Below are 23842 nucleotides of genomic sequence, written 5' to 3' on the forward strand. Positions count from 1 at the left end.
CGCTGGGTATCTCATGAGCAAATATAACATACGCGTGCCTAGTAGCTGTGTTGTTAAAGTGAGCGTAATGTGACGTAATCGACATTTTTTCTTTCAACGCTAATGTTTAAGGTTATTAACCATAAGTGTTTGCTTGCTCTTTGTAAGCACCTTACACAGTGGTTTTAGTTCTTCAAAACGTTGATATAGGAAAGGAAATATAATGAAAAGGTTAGTTTGGGCGACATCGATTTGTGCGCCGTTACTTTTTGCTGGCTGTTCATTGGTTGGAGGTGATGTACACCAAGATAGCGTTGTAGATGTGAATCAGCAGGATGACATAGCAACATTGCCACGTATCTTAGTAGTTTATGGGGGGGACATTATCACTGCCGATAAAGACAACCGAGTGTTTGACCATGAACAAGGTGATACAGGTGTACTGATAGTTGATGATACCATTGCAGCCATTGGTGATCTTGAGTCAATTAACAAACATCTAAAAGGCAGATATCCTGGCCTAAACTCTCCCGTGCGCTATCTAGATTTGGCAGGTAGAACCCTGATGCCGGGCTTTGTGGAACCACATGCGCACTTACAGCTCACCGCACAAACATCGTTTGTGCCTAACCTGATGCCATGCCTACCAGACAAATATCAACAACAACTTAACCAAGATTATGGTTGGTTGTATTATCAAGGCAAGGACATACCCACGGAACAAGCGGATGTTAGAGCGAACTGTTATCTCTATGTTGAAGAAGCAATCAATGCACTGAGTACGACGAAGGTGAACAGTGCTGATCAATGGTTAGTGGGTAACGGACTTGACCCTTCGCGGATGCTGCTCTCAAAAAACGACAACTACCCATTTATCCCTAACCCAAATAACGATAAAGATATTGATGCTCGTAATAAACTTGAGTTTGGTAAAGCGCTCAATGCCAACAAACAGTTTTTAAATTTCCCAATGCACTATATACAAGACCCAAATGCATTTGCGGCGAAAGCGCGCCAACAATCTAGTAATGTACTCGCCACAAACCCTGTGTTGATGTTGGATCAATCGGGTCATTTGGGATATGCCAATATGGCTGCTTTTAAGCAAACAGGGCTGTGTAACAAGCGCATTTCAAAATCTCAGATTGCGGCGCTTAAGCTTGGTGACAAGATAGACCCCAAAGTGATCAACTCTGACGGTAGTGTTACTTTAAGCTGTGAGGCAAGCAGTGAAAGTGAGATGGCTTCTTATCAAAGTATTGTTAAGGAGATGTATTTTCCAGATGGAGACTGGGCAATTGTGAAAAAACAAGGCAAGTGGCAATACTCAGGCTTGCTCAAAGAGCAAAGTTCATATGGACCATTCGTTGTTGCAATCGAAAAAAGCCTTGCCTCTGGTCATATTGACGTAGCGGGTATGCTCAAACACGCTGGCGATAAAAAATCTTCGGACAAGCTTTTATGTCAGGGGGATGCTCAAGACCCAGTTATGAAAGTGATGACGAACATTCTGAATACTTCTTCGCAACAGGGTGTAACGACCTTTGTAGAAGGTGGCTCTACGACCAGTATGGTCGACAATTACAAATGTATTGCGAAATCGGGCAAAGCGGCGACTCGCATTCGTGCGCTTTATGATTGGCAAGATTTGCACGACCAGCAAGAAAATAACAACACTCGCAGCACGCGCTATAAAATTCCATTCGACAGCCCAATGTACAAAGGAATGTTATCGGCAGAAGGCGTCAAGTTGTGGTCAGATGGTTCAACGCAAGGGTGTAGCGCTAACTTGAGTCATGATTATGACACTGATGGATTGTGCGAACAGTTCCACGCCGGGCATGTTGATTTTAATGAGTCACAAATAAGGGATAATTTACAAGGTTTTGCAGACGCAGGCTGGTATTTTAATATTCATGCGAATGGTGATGCGGGGATTAAAGATTCAATCGGTGCTTTGCGTAATATGAACAGAGCACCCAGAGAGCGTTCTCAATCAGAGTGTGAAATGAGTGAAAATAAAAAAGATTACGCGTGTTTGGCACACACAATAATTCATTCAACGGTCAATAGCGAGGGGGGAACAACTAACGCGGGAGTACCCATTGTCGTTGAGGAATATCTAGCAGCACGTCATACCCTGCCTAATCTTACGCCCAGCCACTTAATCGGCCACATTGCCTACTGGGGCCGTTCAATGGAAAATGAGCTGGGCGAGCAAAGGGGGAAGATGATTGACCCAATGCGCACAGAGCTAGATAATGATATTCCGTTTTCGATTCACAGTGATTTAAGCATTAGTGCTTTATTCCCAATATGGTTTATTGAACAAGCCGTTACTCGTAATACTTGGTATTACCCAAATCTTGAGGGAAATGGCACACCACTTAATGCACAGCAGTCTGTTGAGATCATGGAAGCAATCAGAGCACTGACCATTGTGCCTGCGATGCAGCATAACATCGCAGACAAATTGGGCTCAATTGAAGTAAATAAACTGGCTGATTTTATAGTGTTAGACAAGAACCCACTTGATTTTAATACTCATCAAGCAGGGAAGCGGCCAGTTGATATACATACCATAAACGTTGACTGTGCCTTTGTTGGTGCAAAGCTTGTTCCTTGGCTTGACTTGAATGAGCTAAGTAAAGGTAAAGAGGAGTACCTTGATTCCAAATGCAATTTAGCACTCAAGCCATATAACTAATCTAGAAAATCGCGCATAGGTCGACACCTATGCGCTTCACGATAATACAGTACTTATCAGTATTTACATTAATTCACTTCTTAGAATTGCCTCTTTAGTTGTTTTTTATAACCCTGTTTTCAGTACATCTATTTTAAATTCTTATTATTATATATCAGTGGGTTGTATATATTCCTGCATGTGATTTGGCTTTGCTATTTGGTGTGTATAGATGTTTTTTGTTGAGTTTACTTTTACAAAAAGTAAATTATTTTAACATTCTGGCTTGACCTCTGACCATTGTGCTCTAATTTTAATTTGTTATCAAAATGTAATAATTGGAGCAAGTATATGAAACAACATGTTTGGGCGGCCGTGATTGGCCTATTTACTTTATTTACACAGGCAGCGCACAGCAGTGAGCAGCTTGAATATCCTGTGGTGTTGGTGCATGGCCTGTTTGGCTTTGATAACCTGCTGGGCGTTGACTATTTCTATCGCGTGCCTTCTGTGATTGAAGATGAAGGGGGCAATGTGTTTGTGGCTGAGGTGTCTTCAGCTCATAACTCTGAGCTACGTGGCGAGCAATTACTCGAACAAGTGGCACTGATCAGAGCGATTACCGGCAAAGACAAAGTGAATTTGATTGGTCATAGCCAAGGTGCACAAACCATTCGCTATGTTGCGTCGGTCAAGCCACAGTGGGTTGCATCAGCGACCAGTATAGGTGGGGTGAACTGGGGCAGCCGATTTGCTGACGTGGTAAGAGGCAGTGTTGACTCAGGCTCTTTCTCCGAGCAGTTTTTGGCTTCGCTTGCGAATGGTTTAGCGGGTTTGATTGACTTGCTATCTGGCAAAGCCACTGCACCAAGAGATGCGCTAGAGGCTTTGTCAGCTTTGACAACCGAAGGCACATTGGCATTCAATCAGAAATACCCAGAAGGAGTGCCGAGTAGCTATTGTGGCCAAACTTCGGCATTAGCCAGCAATGGTGTGTATTATTTTTCTTGGAGTGGCAGCAAAGCGTGGACCAATCTATTAGACCCCGCCGATAACGCGTTAGCACTGTTTTCACAAGTATTTGATGAACCTAACGATGGCCTGGTCTCAGCTTGTTCAAGCAACTTAGGCCAAGTCATTGGTAACGATTATAAAATGAACCACCTTGATCAGGTAAACCAAACAATCGGTATTCACCACTTATTTGAAACAGATCCATTGACGCTTTACCGCCAACATATTCGTCGTCTTAAGGGGTTAGAACTATGAGTAAGTGGGGTCTTGGCGCTGTTATTTGCATAGTCGTAGGCTATTTTTATTTTGCGGGTAGCCAAACGCTGTTGTCTGAGCATACGATTATTTTGCATGAGTCTACACTCACGCAAACCGACAAGACCCCACATCACAACTCAATAGCAGTTGAAAAGCGGGTCCACCAAAGGTGTGACCCAGTTTCTAAAGCTGATAAAAACACACTCGATGATTGGTTGCTGGCGCTACAAAACAGTAATCAACATCACCTGTGGCGTGCACACCTAAAGCAGTTGGATAACTGTTTACATGAATATGTTGAAACCTACATGGCTTACAAGCAAGCATTGACGGAGGTAGATGAAAATTTGAATATTTTTGAACGTCATGAGCTTTTACAATCAATACAACAACGCTTTTTTTCAGCGCAGGTGATAGCGCTTTGGTTTGCACAAGAGAACGCTTGGAACGCGCAAGCCATTGAACGTTGGAAGATACTTGCTGACAAGCAATTGAGTGAGGCGCAAAAGCAGCAGCTTATAGCACAGCATGTCAGTCAACTCCCCGAGCGCGAACAGCGCTTGATAAACAACAGCACGCAGCTGCACGAGCTTGCAGATAGCTGGCAGATGCAAGATTACAACCAGCTCAGTGCGCGCTTTGGCGATGAAGCTGCTGAGCGCATTATTGCGTTGCAAAAAGAGCGAGCAAGTTGGCAACAAAAGCTAGCTAAGTTCGAACGCGAGCGCGCGCACATACTCGCGTTTGAGTTATCCCATGATGAAAAAACGCAAGCAATAGAGCAACTTAAACAGTCTATGTTTAGTGATAATGAACAGAAACGTCTACCCAATACACAGGCCAGCCTCTTTGTTGATTAATGGCACAACCTGATTGCTCAAATCACCTAACGTAGCCAGCCAAAGTAAAGTCTCGCCTACTTGAGCAAACGCTCTGTGGAGAAATAATAGCTACCACGAGGCTTTGATTTTTACCTGCAATAACGATACTTTAATTTTCTCACCGAATTATAAGAAAGGGAATGGTATGCGAGTCAAATTGCTTTTGGTTGCGATGTTTTACTCGGCGTGTGCGCTTTGTGATACGTCAAATTTTCAAGTCACTAGCGTGTCGAAGCGTGCTTTTATCATCACAGAAAAGGATTATGGCACCAACATTGGACTCATCAAAACTGATGCGGGCGTTGTGGCGATAGACCCAATGCCTGGTGAGAAAAACCTAGACACGCTATACCAAATCATACAACAGCACAGTAAAGTTCCAGTGAGCTACGTGTTAAATACCCACCAACATAGCGATCATACAGGTGGAAACACCTACTTTGTTGAACAGGGCAGCAAGGTTGTTGAAACAGTTAGTCAGCTACCTGAATTTACAGAGTTTGTATTTAAATCACACACTTCAAAAGATAAAGTTTTCTACCACAGTAAAAGCAATAGTGTGTTTGTTGGTGATATTTATGACACCAGTTGGCACCCAACATTTTACTCAGGTGGTCTATCTGGGTTTAATCAAGCCATCGAGAAAATTCTCAACATAGGCAATGAGGATAGTCTTATCATTCCGGGGCATGGTAAGCCGACGAGCAAAGTGGAGTTACGCCAGTTTAGAGCACACACCCAAGCATGGGTAGAGCAAATCAAAGTCTTAAAAGACAAAGGCATGAGCGTCGAAGAAATCATGAATAACGATAACGTGAAAGCGTTGTTGCACAATTTCAATCTCGCTAATAAGCAGAACTTTATCCCTGAAACTGCCTTTAAACGCTTTATCGAAAGAACCTTTACAGTGATTGATAGCGGCAAATAATTACAGTGGTGGCTTTTATTTCACAGTATGTAGGTGTTTGCAGTGCCTACATACTGCTTAGGCCGAGTTCAGGTTACTTAACCTCAGCGGAGGTTATTGACACTCCATCGTCGATGCTTGCGCTGTAGGTACAACTGAGTTCATAAAAGCACCTAAAGAGGCAAACACGACCCTCATCCTATCAGCCCAGCTTGTGTAAACAACAGAGTTTATATTCGGCACGTTGGCGGTTTCTGAAGTAATTATTTCGCCTGTGTTAGCGTCCCATTCTGTAACAATTGAGACCTGTTTAGCTTTGGAGCCTGTCACTGACCTTCTGAACTTTTCAATCACTTTTCTTATCTGTGCTGGAGGCGTGCCAGATAACTCAACAACATATAAAGCTTCACGGCTTATGTAGTTAAAATTTGTGTGAGGGTAATGTAAAGGTCTAGGGTAAGATACGATAGCTATATTCAGTGTACTGTCAGGCTCAACGCGTTTAATTGCTTTTGCTATTGTTCTTGAATGATCGTAATTGTACACATACAAAAGCTCTTCTCCTGATCTCGATTGTTTCAGTTTGGATGTGTTCGTGCCTGAATTAATCGGCGCTAGAAATATTGCAAGCTCATGAGGGGGAAGCTCCATGTCCGAGGCTTTAGAGACATCGCTAAATTCACACATAAATGCTGTTGCAGCAGCCAGCCTTTTACCGAAGTTATCAGGGCTTTTCTCAGTGATGATTAAGTAGGAATAGTATGCATAGGAGCTATCAAGACCATAGCCTGAGTCAAGAAACCCTCTGAGCATCAGTTGTATTTTTCCATCCACTGAGTCGGTTTGCACTGTTTTATTTGATGTTTGGTGTGCAGCTGCACCCACCTCACTATATTGAGAGGAGTTGCACGATGAAAGTATCGTTGCAACTATCAAAACAAAAAGAGCTTTTAATGAATTAGACATCTTCACCTCTGTTTTCTTTTAATTTCTTGGCAAAGAGGTACAGCGCTTTCAACGTGGAAACTAACAATAATACAAAAAGCATCATGCCTGTGGTTTCTGATGCGTCAAGTCTCGCGTTGTTATCTGAAATATCGTAGAAAGCCCAAATAGCCACTGATATCAACAATGTTGCAATGAGTCCGCTAATACCAACCCATTTGATTATCATGCCTATTATTTTCTTAACCATCCTCAATTCCCTAGAAAAGGTTAGCAATATAGCCTTTCAAATATAGATACCGAACGGGTTATTGCCAAGCAACGCCTCAGATGTAATTACGCCTAATGGTTCATAACTGATTTAAAGTAGTAAACATGGCAGGGTGCAGATGGAAGAAATAAGCGCTGTGTGTAATCGTTGCTGGCACATATCACCCTTGAAATTTGCCTAAAATAGCTAATATTCAAACCGGCTACATATTTAACCAAAAATTAACCTTTAGGGCTTTAGAGTGTCATCTAAAGTAATTTTGAGTGCATCAATATGAAAATGTCGGTGACTAAATTTGATAGGCTTGCGAGAGTGTTTCATTGGGTATCCGCGGTGGTGATCCTCTGGGCTACATTTTCGGGGCTGTTCCTTGCTGTCGTTAAGGTAGAAAGTGAATGGCAAATACTCATTAGTGAGTTTAATATCTCTCTAACAACCGTATTTATTCCCATATTCTGTGGGCGGGTGGTTCATGCACTACGAACACAAAAGCCTGCCTATCAGGGTACACTCAACGCTTTACAAGCGAAGTGTGCTCATAGTGTTCATATATTTATGTATTTGTTAATTATGCTTATAATTATCTCTGGGGTGCTAATGATGCGCCTTGAGTTTCAAGTTTTTGGCATTGTAAGCATAACGCCTTTACTCAAAGATGTGTGGTTGTGTGAGTGGTTTTCAACAATACACCATTACGCCAGTTATATATTGGCGGTTTTGATTATTGTGCATGTAGGTGCTGTTGTATGGCACCAATATACTGGCAAGCCAATCTTAAAAAGGATGCTTTAAGTACCTTTGCTCGTTATGTTGGGTGGGTCGATAAGGTAATCTTGTATAGTTCTTCGTGCTCAAAACTGTACTCCACAAAAGTGTTATCAGAGCAGTTGTACCTTATCAGTTTATTATTCATTTCATTGAGATAGACTTCATTGCTGTTGGCGAGTTGAACTTGGTGGACATCAGAGATCTTTGTAATGTTAGAACTCCTATTTTGTACGCTGGTGATGTTAATAGGCCTGAAGTCTTCAAGTTCAATGAAGTCACAGGACACATTGTTGTCATTCATATTTAAATAACCGCAACACAACATAATATTGTCATGGTGAGGGGTTGCATCCACTGAAATAGAGACTGCCTTGTGCAGCCTGAAGATGTTTATGACCTCATACATCCCATCAGATACTTTTAAGAAGATAAGTACGCTGCAAAAGTAAACTTTTGTTCTGATTAAGATGACATCTTTAGCTAAGTGATTAAGGCTTTGAACATGGGGGTTGTAATTCTCATTACGCCAATGTAGCAGAGTATATGGTTGTGCTAGTTTTTCTTTATGCCATTGTTGGACTTCGTGGCTATTCACTATGATAGTGTAGAGTTGTTGACATGTAAGTACTTGTTTTAATTTGAATGACTCATCAATGAACCAGAGAAAAGGCTGTTTTGGTAAAGCCGAACGGTCCAATCCTACAAATCCGTTTTGATGACGTGATAGCACAAAAGCTTTTGGTAAGTTCACGCTTTGCGTTTGCTTAAAATCAACAAATTGTGTGAGTTGTCGTTCAAGCTGAACAAAGCAATTAATAGCGCCGTTGGCAGAGACATCACAGAATATGTCTCTGATCTCTTCACCTGCGGGGGTTTTAAAAAATGTTGACTCAACTAAATCTTGCTCTGGATCCCAATAGAAGCAACGTCGGGCATCAAAGCTAATAATGATGGTTTTACCGCGACTGGTAACAATTTGACTGTCTTTGATTGGAAACGAAGGGTGTGCTGGGAGATTAGCGAATACTTTGTCACATTCATGCAAATGCCTGACAGAAACTCCTTCAGAAGTAGTGAGTAATAAGAATTCTTGAGGGAGATTTTCTACTATATGGGCTGCTTTTTTATCAGGGTAGATATCTTCTACATTGATCTCAAGAAACCTCTTTAATGATGAGAATATCCGCGTTAAGTTTTCAAACAGATAAGCATCCTGTTGATAGTGTTCAATTAAATCAATTCCAAGTGCTTTTGCCTCTTGCAGCTCCAATACAAAGGTGCGTAGATAACCATTAAAATATAAAGGATGAATAAATATCTGCTTGAATAGCCTGACATCCTCTAAGATATCTTTAGGTATTTGCTCCAAACAACCGTGTGCCATTATTCCACACTGAATAAATTGCAGATGATCTAAGCGCTCTGGTGACTTCGAGTTTTGGTTCCAAGACGTGATGATCTCTCCTAGTTTGGTCAACTTAAACACCGCTAGAATTAAGTTTTGCGTGAATATAAAGCTCTTTCTTTTGTTTTCTACGTGGTCACAGTGCTCTTTGATGATCTGTGCGAATGTATTGATTTGCCTGCCCGTTAGCCAGTCAAACATACCAAATTGCGCTTTGTAACTGTCAATTTCTTGTTGTGCATTAGCGCCGCCATTGTTGGTAAGTAAGGTGGCAAGCTCTTCGACTCTCTCCAAGCATTCAGCGGTGTTTTTATGAACCTCATCGAGTACTTCTTGGCTTTGCGTGACGATTTTTTTTGTATTGTCGAGGTTCTCATGTAGCTCGTCTAGCCCTTGCTGGAGTTGGTCTAGGTGGTGCTTCTTTATCACATACGGATAATTACCATGCTTCGCTTCATGCGCCTCTTTTATGTCTTTGAGCCTTTTAACGGTATAGACTTTTACATTCGCTTTATTGTCAATTTCATCATGATGGTCGCTACACAATAGAATCAGGTTGGTGATGTCTCTTCTTTGTTCATCACTCATGTTGGCATTGTAGCGCGGGCCCTTCGAGTTGGCCGCTTCTATGTGGCAGATCTTGCCAACAACCGTGTCGTTGTGCTCATTGATAAGGTTATTTTTACACTCTGGCATGGCACATTGGTTCCCAGAGCGTGCAAACAACATTTTAAGATGTGATGGTTTATAAACTCGTGCTTTACTCATAGTGTCTCTGGGCGCATTCCGTTGGTTTGAAACATTTTTTCTGCTAGTGTAAGGGCGTTTTTTTAATTAATAAAAATGAAATAATTATTTAAAAACAAAGCCTTCTAAGACTAAAGCAATTAGACATTAAGATAAAGCAAGTTAACGTTTTTTCTGTTCATATCAAGCTCTGAGAGAGTCATTGAGCAAGCATCGCGTAATATCACGAGCGAACAGTTTAAATATGCTCAGGTCTTTCGGGTGCAGTTTTTGAATGAGGAAAGTTAGCAGCTTGTATTTAATTACATGGAGTTACCCTATGCATATTAGACCCGCCAATGTGGATGACCTTACCAACATTGCTCAACTACATGCCAAAAGTTGGCAGGAAAACTACAGCTCAGTATTGTCTGGTGATTATTTAGCACATCGAGTACTTGAAGAACGCACCCAAATATGGACCGAACGACTCACGACACCTTGCGACAATCAGTTGGTTTTGGTTGCTCAGTTAGATGGCGTGTTCAGCGGTTTTATTTGTGTGTTTGGTGACAAACACCCACAGCTTGGCAGTATTATTGACAACCTACATGTTACATCAGAGGCTAAAGGAAAGGGGATTGGCACCCAGTTAATCATATCAGCTGCAAAGTGGGCGCAAACTTACTATAAAGATTGCGGATTATATCTGGAAGTACTGGAGTGTAATCCAAAAGCAATTGGCTTTTATGAAGCGTTAGGCGGGCAAAAACATTCTCAGGGTTATTGGCACACACCGTGTGGGAATAAAGTAAAAGAGTTTATTTACGTTTGGCAATCACCCTTGGCACTCATCAAGTAACTTTCTGATATAAAGTTAAAAATACTCGCTTCGCAATTCGCAAGCCACTATAACAATAATTAAAGAAGTACTATGCAAATAAGAAAACTTAATACTTTGCGCGGACTTGCTGCGCTTATCGTTTTTTTCACTCATTTTAGTGATATTACAAACTGGCTCGATGGGGCATTGGGAGGCGGCTCAGGGGCATATGGCGTGATGTTGTTCTTCTTGCTAAGTGGCTTTTTGATGTCTTACCTCTATTTAAATCAGGAATTTACTAAAACGAATGTGAGTCGCTACTTTTTAGCCCGAGCAGGCAGAGTGTTACCCTTGTATTTGCTGGTTGTGCTGTGTTCCTTCTTTTTAACGCAGGCGGGTAACACGAGCTTATATGAGATACCCGATGTTAATAATTTACTTGGTCACTTACTGTTTTTGTATGGCGAAAGTGTGCTTTGGTCAATTCCGCCAGAAATACAGTTTTACTTTGTTTTTATCGTATTTTGGGCGCTGGCCAAAAATCGCGCTGGGTATATTTATCTGCTAGTTGTTGCTCTGATGATAGGGTTGTTCCTTGGTAATTTCCCGAAAATATTCGGCGATATTAAAGGGGTGCCATACAACGAGTTTAATGTGCTTAGATCACTTCCCTTCTTTTTCGTTGGGATGCTATTTGGCATGCATTATAAATCAATGGTGATCCCCCATTATCTCAAAAGCCATTGGTTTATTTTGGCGCTGTGTTTAATTCCACTACTATATCCAGAGTTTTCACCGGTTAAATCCGATGCAAAACATAGAATGTGGCTGAGTTATGAGGTATTGCTGCTAATGGGAACGGTGTTCTTTTGCGTGGTGTTTTTAGTACCGGACAACAATGTGTTACTAGCTAATAGAGTGGGAGACTTTGTGGGTCAAATCTCATATTCATTGTATTTACTACATATGCCAATTATTCACACAGTGAATCAGTTATCTATTGCAATTGAATTAAAACTGGCACTGTCGCTGATATTAAGTGTGCTCGTAGCTTACTTGTCATTTCGACTGTTTGAGCGACCCATTGCAAAGGTTATTCGGCGCGCGGGCTCAGCCAAGCAAAGCAGCCACTCGGGCGTGACGTCTCAATCTGTAATTTAACCGCTGCCTCAGTCGCTAAAAAGGAAGCACATAGTGCTTCCTTTTTTTGTGCCTAGCGCGTAGAGTTCCTAAAAAATCAACTAAAAGATAACGACTGAATTGCAAAGGGATATTATGAAAAACACCGCGCTTGTTGTAAGTACACTTCTTGCCTTTAACGTGCAAGCCGCTTCGTCGTCACTGACTGCAAAGATTGATGGCATCATGAATGAGATCATCGGCAGTGATACGCCTGGTTGTAATTTGGGGATAAGCCATAACGGTCAGTTTATTCATAAAGCGGGTTATGGGCTGGCTAATCTTGAACTCAGTGTGCCTTTGGATGGAAATCAAGTACACCGCATGGCGTCAGTATCCAAACAATTTACTGCAATGGCTGTGTTGATATTGGCCCAGCAAGGAAAGATTGATTTAGATAAAGATATTCACACCTATTTGCCAACGCTGCCTGATTACAAGGCAAAGGTGACAATACGGCAAATGTTAGATCATGTTGCGGGTATGGGCGATTACGACCTTATCTCCTCTTCATTTGAAGGCGAGAAAAGCGAGCATGCAATAACTTTAAAATCGGCAGCCGGTGGTGAGTTTAGACTCGGTAATGAAGACTACCTGACGATTAGTGAATTTTATGATGTGGTAAAAACGGTGCCTTTGGCCCGCCAGCCAAATACCCAATTCCAATATTCTAATTTAGCTTATTTTCTTCTGTCGATGCTGGTTGAAGAAGTGTCTGGTAAATCACTGCGTCAATTTAGTGAAGAACACATGTTTAAACCTCTGGGAATGAAGCATACCTTCTTTAGTGATGACCCTGTTGAGATAGTTAAAAACAGGGCATCAGGTTATAAACAAGATGACAACGGTAGGTATGTTATCGATATGACCAACCTATTTTGGGTGGGGGATGGCGGGTTGCACACAAACTTAGATGATATGCTGATTTGGAACAACCAATTTGACCAACCGAAAGTGGGTAAAGACCCCGCTGCGCTTATCAACATGATGAACACCGAGAACACGCATGTTACGCCCAATGCTAATGTGCGTTATGCCAATGGTCAGTTTGTTAGCCAGCATAAAGGTTACACAGAGTATGCACATTCGGGTGGTTGGCTGGGAACGCTGACCTACTTTTCACGCTATCCACAGCTAAAACTGTCATTTACATTAATGTGCAATGACGCAAGTAATGGAGCAGTGTTTGATGCGTTGGAAAAGATAACGGTCATCGTGATTGATAACGTCTCAATACAAGCCCAGTAACATCCATTAAGCGAAGGCCTTCAAAAGCCTTCGCTTAATAATTTTGTGATGGAAATGTCCACCAGCATCGCCGAGCGGGCGGGTAGCGCACTCACCGAATCGAATCCTTGTGCCTTACCTTCACACCAATATAAATGACAACACACTTAACCAAATTAATTGCAACCCGTAAGACATGCGTTGATGAATACCTGGATTGGTTTGATTGTTAATGGCTTGAGCCATGGTAAATAGAAAATAACTAGCGCCAATCACCACTAAAACTGAAAAAATTCTAAAAGTCAGTGGGATAAGTTCAGTGGTTGGGCTAATCGCAATTAAAATTGGCGCGACAAGCAGCGAAAGCAACATAATCATGCCCGCCCAAGCGTGTAGCTGACAACTTAGCGTTGGTTTTTTGGTATAAGGGTCTGCATCCATCGGGAAATAACCCGCCACCCACGTACCCACGCCGTGGGCAATGACGAACCAACCAGTTATATTTACAAGCACAGACACATTAGGCAATTGCGCCAAATACCAGCCAAATAAGCAAAATAGCAGACCCAAAGGGTAATTATTGATAAGCGGAGACAGCTTTTCTGTAGGGCTACCCGCCGCGCCCAGTTCGCTGCAAAATTGTTTAGTGTGGCTGTAACCGGGGTAGCAACGGCCCGCTACATAGACCCCAATCACAATCCAGATTGTGGCGATAAGGCCACTATAAACTGCAATATTTTCAATCACCTGAAAACTCCCTTTGTCAACTTTAAGTCACTTTAACGGCTGTTCTAAACGTTAATTTTACCTTTGAGGTATAACACCCCTTTGCCTGACACCACAATAGACTCATCTGACACGCTGCACTTGAGTACGCCACCGCGCTTAGATGCTTGATAAGCGATGAGGTCAGATTTGTTTAACTTTTCAGCCCAATAGGGCGCAAGACCGGAGTGAATAGAGCCTGTTACAGGGTCTTCGTCACCGCCATTGGCAGGCCAAAAATAACGAGAAATAAAGTCATAATCATTGGCGCGTGCAGTGACTACCACATCTAAGGGGGCGAGCTGCTTTAATTGTTCAGATGAATAAGTTAAGTCCAATATATCTTGTTCATTATCAAAAATAGCAAAGTACGCTTGTCGATTTTTGAGCACGTCAACGGGGGTTTTTGACAGCCCTGCGAGCAATTGCGTTGGTATGGATGACACGCTCTGGGGGTTTTGATTGGGGAAGGTCATTTCAATTTCGTTATCAGCATTAAGCATAACGGTTAAGCTACCCACCGCCTTGGTGATGAACTCAATTTGGGCCTCAACGCCAAACTCATTAAATAGCACAAACGCCGATGCCAAGGTGGCGTGACCACAAAAATCAATCTCAGTCAGTGGAGAAAACCAACGGATCTGGTATTTGTTTGCATCGACCTCCTTGATAAAGGCGGTTTCCGAGAGGTTATTCTCGGCGGCGATACTCTGCATTAACAGATCAGCTGGCCAGTCTTTAACGGGCACAACTGCCGCTGAATTACCTTTAAACTGTTGACTGGTAAACGCATCAACAACAAATATATCCATTTTCAATTGACTCACTCCACTGGGTTTATAACGCGGCATTGAGATGCCAGCACCTGATGTAAGTCATTGTGCGCAAAGATTAAACACAATTCAATTTAAAAAATGTAAAGTGGAGAGGAGTGTTGGAGTTAGGGGGTTACTTAATCACTGCTCTTGATGTATGAGTGGTTTGCCAAATTGTTGGATGGCGCCTTAGGCTTATCCAACCTACAGTTAGTCTAAGTCGGTCGGGTAAATGGCGAAGCCACGCCACCCGACGTTGATAAACACCAATGTGAGTAATGATATTTTGACGTGCGACCTACTCACTCCGCTCACTTTTTAAAGCTTGAATTAGAAATGATTTTTGCAGAAGTTAAAGCGCTGATGGAAAGGCAAATTTACAGCTAGATATGTGTTGCGTGCCAGATTGTTGGATGGCGCCTTAGGCTTATCCAACCTACAGTTAATCTAAGTAGGTCGGATAAGTGGCGAAGCCACGCCATCCGACGTTGGTAAACACCAATGTGAGTAATGATATTTTGACGTGCGGCGTGCTCACTCCGTTCACTTTTTAAAGCTTGAATTAGAAATGATTTTTGCAGAAGTTAAAGCGCTGATGGAAAGGCAAATTTACAGCTAGATATGTGTTGCGTGCCAGATTGTTGGATGGCGCCTTAGGCTTATCCAACCTACAGTTAATCTAAGTAGGTCGGATAAGTGGCAAAGCCACGCCATCCGACGTTGATAAACACCATTGTGAATAATGATATTTTGATGAGCGGCGTGACCTCATCATTCACTTTTTAAAGCTTGAATTAGCAATGATTTTTGCAGAAGTTAAAGCGCTGAAGAAACACTCACACTCGCAAATAACGCGGTAAGTCGGGTTGTTTCGAAGTAAATTCATCATTTTTGTCGGATGGCGGCGCTTCGCTCCTTATGCCGAACTACGTCAACAGGTAGGTTGGTTAAGCTGAAGGCGCCACCCAACAGAGTGTCAGATGCACGCCTTAAAGGTCCGCTTCTGGCACATATGCGACTGTCAGATTCGATTGAGTCCGGTTAATCGAATCTGGCAGACAAAATTAAGACTTATTCAAATAAAGCTGTACAAATCAAGCATTGGAATAACAACCAACACTATCCCACAACCTAAAATTTGGAACCCAGTGCGAATTACTGAGGTTAATAGCCTCAAACCCACACATCATTTTGGGCTGTCAGCTCTCCGCCTGCATCGCCGGTGTTGACCACGCCGGCGGGTTCTACCAACATGACTTTACATTCTTGCTGTGCAAAGGGTTTGTGCTCAACCCCTTTGGGGACGACGTACATTTCACCGGCTGATAGTTCAACCACTTTGTCTCTAAACTCGATGCCCATATTGCCTTCAATCACCAAAAACACTTCGTCGGTATCTGTGTGGGCGTGCCAAGTAAATTCGCCTTGAAATTTGGCGAGCTTAAACTGGTAATCATTCATTTGCGCAATGACGCGCGGCGACCAATGCTCACTGAATTTTGCCAGCTTGTCTTGTAAGTTTATTTTCTCTGATGACATCGGTTTATCCTTAATTAATGCAGTGCCAAAGCGATTTTGGCTGGGGTTTTATCTTCTTTGAAAGGGGACAGCACCCAGCTATTTTGCTGGGGGCTGTGGGTTAGATTACGCTAATTGACCAACAATATCTTCCATTATGTTTAAGGCCTGATTAATTTGCGCTTCGCTGATGTAAGGCGCGGGCCCCAATCTTAACTGGCTACCACGGCTGTCGGTTTGAATGCCACACTCATGCAGTTTGGCAACCCATTGGCTGGCGTTGTGGGTGGTGAGTGCAAGAAAGCCACCATTGTTTTCAAGCGGGTGAGCTGCGAGTGTAAAGGCCTTTGCTAACTTGGGCACCGCGGCAATGCCGTTTTTCAACTGGGCAATTTGTTGTTGGTTGATGGCTCTTAGTTTTTCAGGTGTGAGCTGTTGCTCGGTAAAAAAGTCAAACACCGCAGCGGCACGGTAATGACTGCTTGGGTCGTACGTTGCACCGTCAAAGGCGCTTGAACCCGGTCCATAACCCACTTGCCCGGGGGCTTGGTCCAGCGCGCTAAATTCTGCATACCAACCGGTGATAATCGGGCTACCATTGTAGCCTTTCGGGATGCGCATCATGCAGTTACCTTCACCCGCTTGGCAGTATTTATAGCCACCGGAGACGATAAAAGCATGTTCAAGTTGCCAGCCGTTGATATCAAATGGCACCACATTGAGCGCGTGGTAGGTATCAACTAAGCAAGGTACATTGAGCGTGTGGGCGTGCTGGGCAACAGCGCCAACACTTCTAAAAATCTCACTTGTGCCATAAAACACCGCAGAGATCATCACCGCATCGGTTTGCGCGTCAATTTTGTCGATGAGCCTTTGTGCCAACGTTTCGCTGGGAGCAACGGGCACCACTTCAATGTGCATATTGAGTTGTTTAAAGCGATTTAACTGCCTGCGCATGGAGTGAAACTCACCATCGGTGGTAACAATTTTAACCGCGCGTGAGGTAGGTTGTTTGAAACAGTTTAGGTCCGATAAAAAACGCAGCAGCAATTCATGGGTTGAGGCACCCAGCGTGATCTCAGCATCACCTTCACCCAACAATGCGCCGTAGAAGTCTTTTACGCGCTGTGCTTTGGCAAAGGCGTTCGACCATTTGTCGTCAACATGCAAAGCGGCATCCTGATAGCATTCCAGCAAGCCATTTTTGGCAACATTAGGCCAAGCTTGGTGAGAGTGGCCAGAGAGCAAAATGCGCTTATCAACTTGAAAATCGCTGTAGTGAGGCTGTAGCGCCAGCGCAAGTTCTGTGGTCATAGTTTTGGCTCCAAGTCGGGTTACAGGTGCGTGCGCAGTTCAAATAGTTCTGGGAAGAAGCTGATATCCAGCGCTTTTTTAAGAAACTCGACCCCAGATGAGCCGCCAGTCCCAACCTTATTTCCGATAATACGCTGTACTGTGTACATATGCTTAAAGCGCCACTGTTGAAAGCTATCTTCGATATCAACCAGCTTTTCGGCCAGCTCATATAAATGGAAATATTTATCGGCGTCACGGTACACCATCAGCCACGCGTCTAACACGCTTTGATTGGCTTCATACGGTTGGCTAAAGTCCCTGTCTAATACGCTTTGGTCAATCGGTAAGCCTTGAGCTTTTAGTGCGATCAGTGCTTCGTCATAGAGGCTAGGTTTATGCAAAATATCACTCAGTTCACTGTGTACGCTTGGGTTGCTTTCATGAACTTTGAGCAATTCGGTATTTTTATTACCAAGCAAAAACTCAATCTTACGGTAGCCATATGATTGAAAGCCTGAAGAGTGGCCCAACGCATCACGAAACTTTAGATAATCAACGGGTGTTAACGTTGAGAGAATGCCCCATGACTGAGTGAGTTGGCTTAAGATCTGCTTTACGCGAGAGATCACCTTAAAAGCATGGCCGAAGTCGCCACTTTTAATGTTTATAATGGCTTCGTTTAGCTCGTGACCTGCCAGCTTCAACCACAGTTCGCTGGCCTGATGAATAACAATAAAGAGCATTTCATCATGTTGATCAGACAATGGGTGCTGGGCGCTAAGAATTTTCTCAAGGTTTAAATAGTCACCATACGACATATCATCCTTAAAATCGGTATGAATGTCTTTTTCCATGGCGCGGTAATTACTAGGTTTGTTGTCAGAATGGTATGGGCAACTCATGGTTTTGTCCTGCTTTTGCACAAGTCGCAGTATTGCTGTGTATGCGACTAAAGGTAGTTTGCCCAAGAATAACAACCAATTAACAGAACAACAAAGAGTAAACATCAGTTGTGGTGATGTGAGTGTGTAAATAACTTTACACACAGCTTGCGGAACAAATTACCATACATCAGTATGTTTAGAGACATGTGTTTATTTATCTATTGTTCAAGATGTTACATCGCTGGGGGAGGTAACATCTTGTGCAATTTTACGCCTCACACTGACACCAGCAGTTTAAGGCGGGTGGGTCAAACACCCGTGCCTTGTTGTTGCCTATTCCAGCAAGTCGGGCTTGCTTAAATCATATTCCCACTTTTTCCATTCGCCTTTTGGCCTAAGCACATGCATTGAGTAACGATGCGAGTCTGGCGCATCAAGCGTAAGTATGCCCAGATTTAAATGTCCTGAGAGGAACTTGCCTTGCCAGCGTTCAGGTTTTAGATACTGGGTATGTTTCTTCTTAAATGGATTAACTGATAAACCCAATACGGTGCTTTTATGCAGTGCACCCAACGCCAGTTCCATCGCGCCTTTGGGGCGGTTGGAGATAGAGCTACTGGTCAGTTGCCAAAAGTTAACATTATGCGCATTAGCTGGGTGCGCTAACGTTTTCTTGCGACAAAAGCCGTAATGCACATCACCGGAGAGCACATAACATTGTTTTAAATTGCTAACAGAGGTAATGGCGTCACAAAACTTCTCTAATTGCTGCTCGTCACTAATCCAGCATTCGCCATCCACGGCTGTTGCAGCGGTGTGTTTGAGCATATCTACAGAGCCAAGTTGTATCTGTTCTAGCTCAGTAAACCCAAACATAGGCGCGGGCGAGAGCACCAATAATCGCTCCGTTGACTCATCAAGGCTCGCAAGCAAATCGCGAATATGGGTTAACGCACCATCATCGACAAGCAGCGGATATAGCGGTTTGTCTGAGCGAAAAGTGCGCTGGGTACGGGTATCGACCAACAATGCCGGCGGCGAGGTTGGCGCAAGCGTTGTAAAGTTCAAGTTGTTAAGGCGCTCAAAGGTCTGTTGATAGCTTTGCGCATTATAACTTGGTAACGCATTGATAAGATCTGGTAAAACCTCCTCAATCAGCGGCTTTTGTTGCGCTGGGTTATTGCCCCACGCCTGACAAATGGTAAACGCCGCCAGTGCATTGGTCACCACCTGTTGGCCTAGGCTGCTGGGGTGGCTCAGTTGCTGTGTAATTTGTTGGGTTAGGTTCCAGTCGTCGGTCACTTCATGGTCATCAAACATCATATAACTTGGCACATGGGCCAATAAGCGCCTAACGCGCCAGCTTTGTTTTACAAATGTGTTGGCATTGTTGTAACTTTTCCAAAGCTCACTGAGCTGTTTGGCTTCTTTGTATGGCAAAGCATCATGCTTTTTGGGTCGTTGCTTGTCTGGGGGAGGAAGATCATGACATAAGCCACCCCATGCCAACATGTACATCAGCATATATTCCGCAAAGCCAATTAAATGTTGGTGCCCTGCTGTGGTGTAAAAGCCTTCTTTTTTATTCAGTAATAAGTGTCGATTTTGCCAGCCAAGCTCGCTTAAGTGACTTTGCCAATGTGCAGTATTGTTATCAACAGGGTTTGCCAGCGCTTCATCGTTAAATAACAACTGCGATTGCTCAAACAGGTATTTAGCAATTTGCGGGTCAACATCATCGGCATAAATTTGGTCGCCTGTGAAAAATGCCACATCAGGCAGCGTGTCTAGCTTGTTGCTGTGTTCAACGCTTCTATCATAGGCAGCCAACGCATCTTGCTTGGCACCGTGAGGTTTGCGGCAAGAGGCATTTAATATTTTTTGATTGTTTGCCACATACCGAAAACATGGTAGAGCATGACCAGCATAAACGGGCAGTGGGCCATTAAAGAACTGGTTTTGAAAGAGGCTGGTATTGTTATAGCGTAAATCGTAGTGAATCAAATCGCGTTCTGGCCAGCCGCTTTGAGGCGCGTTAAGCGTGATCATAACAGCATTTAAATTGTTGCCAATTTGAATGCTGTCAATGTGTACATCGTCATTCAGGGGCGCCATCATCAGCGAGGTTGTGGCGCTAAGCGCCTGTTTATCAAATAGCCCATGTAACACTAAAAATATACAAGCTGTTTGAGAGTCAACTCGTCTGAGCATGGGGCCGCAAAGTACTTTCATATCCATAATTCCTTCTTTTTATGAATTTCCATGAAGAGAAGGAAATATAGCGCTAAGACTGGTGTAAGTACAATGCCAGCATGGGCAGCTTGTAAAAGCGCCGCAGATAGTGTGTTTAGGGTAAAGCGTGGTGAATCTAGAAGCGGCGATAACATCAAAAGGGCACTGACAGCGTATTCTGCGCCTTTTTGATGTTTACATCGGTCATTTACAGCAGGTAATCGCTGCCATCCTTCGCCGTGTATTGTTTACAAAGCGTAGCGGTTTGCACGCCGGTTAAAAAGCTCATCCATAAACGATTAAGTTGAGTGTGTTGAGCTTGCTGATCCACACTGCTTAGTTGCGTTTCTACCTGAATATCATCGATGTTGGCATGGTCAATTTTACCGGTTTCACCGCAGCGATTGAACGCTATCTCAATGTGTAAGTTATCGGCTTTTTTAAGCAAAATAGCACTGGGGTCGTCTCTGTGGCCACATAGGGCAACAAATTGCTTGGGGTATTTCAGGCCACAGTGACTACCATCTGCAAAGAATGCCATCAGATGGTTATAGTAAACAACATAGTGGGTGGCTTGCTGATGAGAGCCATGATCTAATGGACAATGCTGATCAAGATACTGCTTTGCAATGCTGAGTTTTTGGCAACTTTGCGGTTGTGTTTCAAAATTTGAACGGGTGAGTGCTGTCATAGTGTGTTACCTCATTCCTGGTCGCTTTAATTGTTTACGTAATTTGTGAGAGTGTTCAAAATGAGTGTATGCGACTTTTTTAGATAATTTCACAAAAAGAATTTTACAGTGTAAATTTTACAAATTGTGTTATTTTTAAACATAGGCAGAAACGTTTGTTGGAATAAAAATAATGAAAAAAGAACAAAGTTTGATGCGAAAATCCCACTTTCTGGGCACAAAAATTCGTAACTTGCGAAAACGCAACCACCTCACTTTAGAAGACTTATCAGCCCGATGTATTCGAGTAGATGCGCAATCGGCCCCGTCAGTGTCCTATCTGTCGATGATTGAGCGAGGTAAACGCACGCCCAGCCAAAGTATGCTTGAAAACCTCTCAGAGGTGTTTCAAAAACCCATCTCTTGGTTTTTAGACAACGAATCTGAAGCGACCAATATCACCCCAGAAAAGGGCAATCATGGGGGAATAGCTGGCATGGCTCTAGAGCCAAATTTCTTGTTCTCGAATGATATTTTACAAATTGCTATACCAGAGATGTTATCCCAAACAGGGATCAGTGGCCGTCAATTTGCACATTTGTTGATACGCGCACACCAAGAGCATCATCAAAACCACTTTCCCGACTTAGAGCGCGCCGCTGAAGAGGTCGGTAACAAAAACCTCTATCTTACGAGTGATGATTTGATGGCAATCGCCCGTTCACATGCCCTTGAATTGCACTGGTTTGATGAACCCAACAGCACGCAGTTAGGACAAGAAGGCGAGGTGACTCAACATCTCACCACCTCTTATTTTAGTGCGCCAAACAAGGTGTATTTAAATAGCGTACTGAAAAGTCGCGAAAGTCGTTTGAAGTATGACTTGGCAGTGCATATCGGTCATACGGTATTACATAATCAAGAAGGGCTGCAATGTCGGCTAACGGTGGGGGGGGCTCAGGAAAATTCACACAGCAGCAATGATACCCCCAACGCACAGGATATTTTAAATGCTTGGCGTGACTTTGAAGCCAGCTTCTTTGCGGGCGCTTTATTATGCCCAAAAGCACCCTTTCGCCAATTGCTAGACAGTCACGGTTATGAGGTGAGTATTCATAAGCAACTGAATATCTCCGCGTCAGTTGCGATGCGGCGTATGACAGTGGTTTCACCTTACCCACACTGGCATTATTTTGATGCCTACCAGCCTGGCAAGTTGAAAGCTGTGTATCGTGGTAATGGAATTCCGCTGCCATGGGGAAATATGCGAACGGTGCAAGACCCTTGTCAGCACTGGGCGGTATTTAGAAAGTTTGCCGAGTTGTCTTTGCAAAGCAGTACGCAATTGTCAATTTTACTGGTGGATGGCAAGCCAAGGCTGTATTGTTGTGAATCGGTACAAGTCAAAGACTTAGCTGGCAACTCTCACGTGTTGTGCGCAGGTGTTGATCTTAACCCCGCAATTATCGCGCAGGGAATGGATGCCGAGGCGGTTGTATCAGAGCTACAAGCTTTGTGTATTAAACACGGTGGCGCCAGTGTGATCCCACATGCGCTAAAACAACAACTTTTGAGCGTGGCGCGCATTTTAAATATAGGCTGGATAGAACGCGGTTTAAGCAGCGAAGTTAGAGTGATTTGTACACGTGGCAATGCTTGTCCACGTCAGCCGGGTTGCTATGAGGTGTAGCGCACAGTGAAATTAGAATGTTTGCCCATGCCATGTTTAATCGACGATGTGGAATGCTTTTGGTTAGAGCGGGTGGTGGGAAATCAACAGGTGATCCCACAAGGGGTCTTTGATATTTTTATCAACACACACATGCGGTATTACGGCACCGATAAACAAAGATTCCAGCCATCAATGTGGCTGGTGGGGCAGCATACTTGCCAGTATCAACTAACCGCGCAAGCTCTCTGTTGGGTGTTCAGTATCCGCTTGCAGCCATTCGCACTTTTACCCTTTCCTCAGTTTAATGCGCTAGAAATAAAAAATACTCTGCAAAATATCGCTGACAATTTTGGCGGCCATACACTCGCCAATCAAGTCATAAATATATTGAGTGAAAACAAGGTTCAAACAGCAAAGACGCTACTTGCGGTATGTAGCGAACTGGCGCAAATTTGGCTAGTAAATAATGTACTGAGCAAAGTGAACTTTACTGTGCCGACGTTATTTAGAGCTGAGACTAATTACATTCTTGGGCACAAGGGAGATATTCAAGTTAACGCCCTATGTGACAGTTTTTGTCTAAGTAAGGTCACTATTCGTAAGCACTTTTTAGTACACTGTGGCTTGCTCTCAAAAGAGTTGAGCCAAATTTGGCGGCTTAATCACTTTTTGATGTTGGCACACTCAGGTAAACTGCCGTCCATGACGGATGCTGCGATAGCGGCAGGATTTTACGACCAAGCACACTTAATTAGAGAATTCAAAGGGATACTTAATTGCACGCCCACAGTATATTTTAAAGAGAACGGTTTTGATTCAGCTACCATTACACAGATAAACAAACGTTTTGCGGGTGTATACAACCCAATTGAGCAAAAAGATTAACATGGACTGTGGGTTTGCATGGTGTTACTTATCGCC

General features: G+C 43.3%; 20 protein-coding genes. 10 read left to right on the forward strand and 10 right to left on the reverse strand.

Features of this window, described 5'->3' with window-relative positions:
• The first annotated feature begins 202 nt into the window (after window positions 1-202).
• The 4 genes from BET10_RS13420 (at window position 203) to BET10_RS13435 (ending at window position 5746) form a co-directional block, all read left to right on the forward strand.
• Window positions 203-2686 carry an amidohydrolase family protein gene (locus BET10_RS13420; RefSeq protein WP_070986091.1) on the forward strand — a complete coding sequence of 828 codons (2484 nt, stop codon included), beginning with the start codon at window positions 203-205 and terminating at the stop codon, window positions 2684-2686.
• Between the two features lie 330 nt (window positions 2687-3016).
• A complete protein-coding gene (locus BET10_RS13425) occupies window positions 3017-3934 on the forward strand; it encodes an esterase/lipase family protein (RefSeq protein WP_070986092.1) in 918 nt (305 codons plus the stop codon).
• Entirely contained in the window at window positions 3931-4797 is an 867-nt protein-coding gene (locus BET10_RS13430; RefSeq protein ID WP_070986093.1) for a lipase chaperone family protein, read from the forward strand. The genes BET10_RS13425 and BET10_RS13430 overlap by 4 nt, the downstream gene beginning before the upstream one ends.
• A gap of 166 nt (window positions 4798-4963) precedes the next feature.
• A complete protein-coding gene (locus tag BET10_RS13435; protein WP_070986094.1) occupies window positions 4964-5746 on the forward strand; it encodes an MBL fold metallo-hydrolase in 783 nt (260 codons plus the stop codon).
• A 93-nt stretch (window positions 5747-5839) separates the two neighbouring features.
• Here BET10_RS13435 and BET10_RS13440 read toward each other — a convergent pair whose 3' ends face one another.
• Together BET10_RS13440 and BET10_RS13445 are read right to left on the reverse strand one after the other, a co-directional pair.
• Window positions 5840-6691: a hypothetical protein gene (locus tag BET10_RS13440; protein WP_070986095.1), complete on the reverse strand. Its 852-nt coding sequence runs from the start codon at window positions 6689-6691 to the stop codon at window positions 5840-5842.
• Window positions 6684-6920, reverse strand: coding sequence for a hypothetical protein (locus BET10_RS13445; protein WP_070986096.1), 237 nt, complete (start codon window positions 6918-6920; stop codon window positions 6684-6686). The genes BET10_RS13440 and BET10_RS13445 overlap by 8 nt, the downstream gene beginning before the upstream one ends.
• Before the next feature lie 294 nt (window positions 6921-7214).
• On the opposite strand from BET10_RS13445, the gene BET10_RS13450 reads away from it, so the two are divergent.
• A complete protein-coding gene (locus tag BET10_RS13450; protein WP_070986097.1) occupies window positions 7215-7733 on the forward strand; it encodes a cytochrome b in 519 nt (172 codons plus the stop codon).
• A gap of 13 nt (window positions 7734-7746) precedes the next feature.
• Here BET10_RS13450 and BET10_RS13455 read toward each other — a convergent pair whose 3' ends face one another.
• Window positions 7747-9882 (reverse strand): hypothetical protein, encoded by a 2136-nt coding sequence (locus BET10_RS13455; RefSeq protein ID WP_070986098.1) that lies wholly within the window; start codon window positions 9880-9882, stop codon window positions 7747-7749.
• 298 nt (window positions 9883-10180) lie between these two features.
• Between BET10_RS13455 and BET10_RS13460 the strand changes: the two genes are divergently transcribed.
• The 3 genes from BET10_RS13460 (at window position 10181) to BET10_RS13470 (ending at window position 13090) form a co-directional block, all read left to right on the forward strand.
• Window positions 10181-10702: a GNAT family N-acetyltransferase gene (locus BET10_RS13460; RefSeq protein WP_070986099.1), complete on the forward strand. Its 522-nt coding sequence runs from the start codon at window positions 10181-10183 to the stop codon at window positions 10700-10702.
• 72 nt (window positions 10703-10774) lie between these two features.
• Window positions 10775-11824 carry an acyltransferase family protein gene (locus BET10_RS13465; protein WP_070986100.1) on the forward strand — a complete coding sequence of 350 codons (1050 nt, stop codon included), beginning with the start codon at window positions 10775-10777 and terminating at the stop codon, window positions 11822-11824.
• 114 nt (window positions 11825-11938) lie between these two features.
• Window positions 11939-13090 (forward strand): serine hydrolase domain-containing protein, encoded by a 1152-nt coding sequence (locus BET10_RS13470; RefSeq protein ID WP_070986101.1) that lies wholly within the window; start codon window positions 11939-11941, stop codon window positions 13088-13090.
• A gap of 120 nt (window positions 13091-13210) precedes the next feature.
• On the opposite strand, the gene BET10_RS13475 is transcribed toward BET10_RS13470, so the two are convergent.
• The 7 genes from BET10_RS13475 to BET10_RS13505 form a co-directional block, all read right to left on the reverse strand.
• The gene (locus BET10_RS13475) at window positions 13211-13816 is read right to left on the reverse strand and encodes a DUF998 domain-containing protein (RefSeq protein ID WP_070986102.1); all 606 of its coding nucleotides are present in this window, start codon (window positions 13814-13816) and stop codon (window positions 13211-13213) included.
• A gap of 44 nt (window positions 13817-13860) precedes the next feature.
• Window positions 13861-14652 (reverse strand): PhzF family phenazine biosynthesis protein, encoded by a 792-nt coding sequence (locus tag BET10_RS13480; RefSeq protein ID WP_170829158.1) that lies wholly within the window; start codon window positions 14650-14652, stop codon window positions 13861-13863.
• Between the two features lie 1170 nt (window positions 14653-15822).
• Window positions 15823-16188 carry a cupin domain-containing protein gene (locus tag BET10_RS13485; RefSeq protein WP_070986103.1) on the reverse strand — a complete coding sequence of 122 codons (366 nt, stop codon included), beginning with the start codon at window positions 16186-16188 and terminating at the stop codon, window positions 15823-15825.
• Between the two features lie 105 nt (window positions 16189-16293).
• Complete coding sequence (locus tag BET10_RS13490) at window positions 16294-17481, reverse strand: aminotransferase class V-fold PLP-dependent enzyme (protein ID WP_070986104.1); 1188 nt, start codon at window positions 17479-17481, stop codon at window positions 16294-16296.
• A gap of 20 nt (window positions 17482-17501) precedes the next feature.
• Window positions 17502-18365 carry a tryptophan 2,3-dioxygenase gene (kynA, locus tag BET10_RS13495; RefSeq protein WP_070986145.1) on the reverse strand — a complete coding sequence of 288 codons (864 nt, stop codon included), beginning with the start codon at window positions 18363-18365 and terminating at the stop codon, window positions 17502-17504.
• A gap of 315 nt (window positions 18366-18680) precedes the next feature.
• A complete protein-coding gene (locus BET10_RS13500) occupies window positions 18681-20579 on the reverse strand; it encodes an alkaline phosphatase D family protein (RefSeq protein WP_070986105.1) in 1899 nt (632 codons plus the stop codon).
• Between the two features lie 208 nt (window positions 20580-20787).
• Complete coding sequence (locus tag BET10_RS13505) at window positions 20788-21270, reverse strand: aldolase/citrate lyase/malate synthase family protein (protein ID WP_070986106.1); 483 nt, start codon at window positions 21268-21270, stop codon at window positions 20788-20790.
• 172 nt (window positions 21271-21442) lie between these two features.
• Here BET10_RS13505 and BET10_RS13510 point away from each other — a divergent pair, with 172 nt between their 5' ends.
• Window positions 21443-22939, forward strand: coding sequence for a DUF3612 domain-containing protein (locus tag BET10_RS13510; RefSeq protein ID WP_070986107.1), 1497 nt, complete (start codon window positions 21443-21445; stop codon window positions 22937-22939).
• 6 nt (window positions 22940-22945) lie between these two features.
• Entirely contained in the window at window positions 22946-23806 is an 861-nt protein-coding gene (locus BET10_RS13515) for a helix-turn-helix domain-containing protein (protein WP_139158576.1), read from the forward strand.
• Window positions 23807-23842: the final 36 nt, after the last annotated feature.

The organism is Pseudoalteromonas amylolytica (genome assembly GCF_001854605.1).
Lineage (GTDB): Bacteria > Pseudomonadota > Gammaproteobacteria > Enterobacterales > Alteromonadaceae > Pseudoalteromonas > Pseudoalteromonas amylolytica.

Coding starts and splice junctions, on each gene's coding strand:
- BET10_RS13420 (WP_070986091.1), top strand. CDS start 203: ATGAAAAGGTTAGTTTGGGCGACATCGATTTGTGCGCCGTTACTTTTT.
- BET10_RS13425 (WP_070986092.1), top strand. CDS start 3,017: ATGAAACAACATGTTTGGGCGGCCGTGATTGGCCTATTTACTTTATTT.
- BET10_RS13430 (WP_070986093.1), top strand. CDS start 3,931: ATGAGTAAGTGGGGTCTTGGCGCTGTTATTTGCATAGTCGTAGGCTAT.
- BET10_RS13435 (WP_070986094.1), top strand. CDS start 4,964: ATGCGAGTCAAATTGCTTTTGGTTGCGATGTTTTACTCGGCGTGTGCG.
- BET10_RS13440 (WP_070986095.1), bottom strand. CDS start 6,691: ATGTCTAATTCATTAAAAGCTCTTTTTGTTTTGATAGTTGCAACGATA.
- BET10_RS13445 (WP_070986096.1), bottom strand. CDS start 6,920: ATGGTTAAGAAAATAATAGGCATGATAATCAAATGGGTTGGTATTAGC.
- BET10_RS13450 (WP_070986097.1), top strand. CDS start 7,215: ATGAAAATGTCGGTGACTAAATTTGATAGGCTTGCGAGAGTGTTTCAT.
- BET10_RS13455 (WP_070986098.1), bottom strand. CDS start 9,882: ATGAGTAAAGCACGAGTTTATAAACCATCACATCTTAAAATGTTGTTT.
- BET10_RS13460 (WP_070986099.1), top strand. CDS start 10,181: ATGCATATTAGACCCGCCAATGTGGATGACCTTACCAACATTGCTCAA.
- BET10_RS13465 (WP_070986100.1), top strand. CDS start 10,775: ATGCAAATAAGAAAACTTAATACTTTGCGCGGACTTGCTGCGCTTATC.
- BET10_RS13470 (WP_070986101.1), top strand. CDS start 11,939: ATGAAAAACACCGCGCTTGTTGTAAGTACACTTCTTGCCTTTAACGTG.
- BET10_RS13485 (WP_070986103.1), bottom strand. CDS start 16,188: ATGTCATCAGAGAAAATAAACTTACAAGACAAGCTGGCAAAATTCAGT.
- BET10_RS13490 (WP_070986104.1), bottom strand. CDS start 17,481: ATGACCACAGAACTTGCGCTGGCGCTACAGCCTCACTACAGCGATTTT.
- kynA (WP_070986145.1), bottom strand. CDS start 18,365: ATGAGTTGCCCATACCATTCTGACAACAAACCTAGTAATTACCGCGCC.
- BET10_RS13500 (WP_070986105.1), bottom strand. CDS start 20,579: ATGAAAGTACTTTGCGGCCCCATGCTCAGACGAGTTGACTCTCAAACA.
- BET10_RS13505 (WP_070986106.1), bottom strand. CDS start 21,270: ATGACAGCACTCACCCGTTCAAATTTTGAAACACAACCGCAAAGTTGC.
- BET10_RS13510 (WP_070986107.1), top strand. CDS start 21,443: ATGAAAAAAGAACAAAGTTTGATGCGAAAATCCCACTTTCTGGGCACA.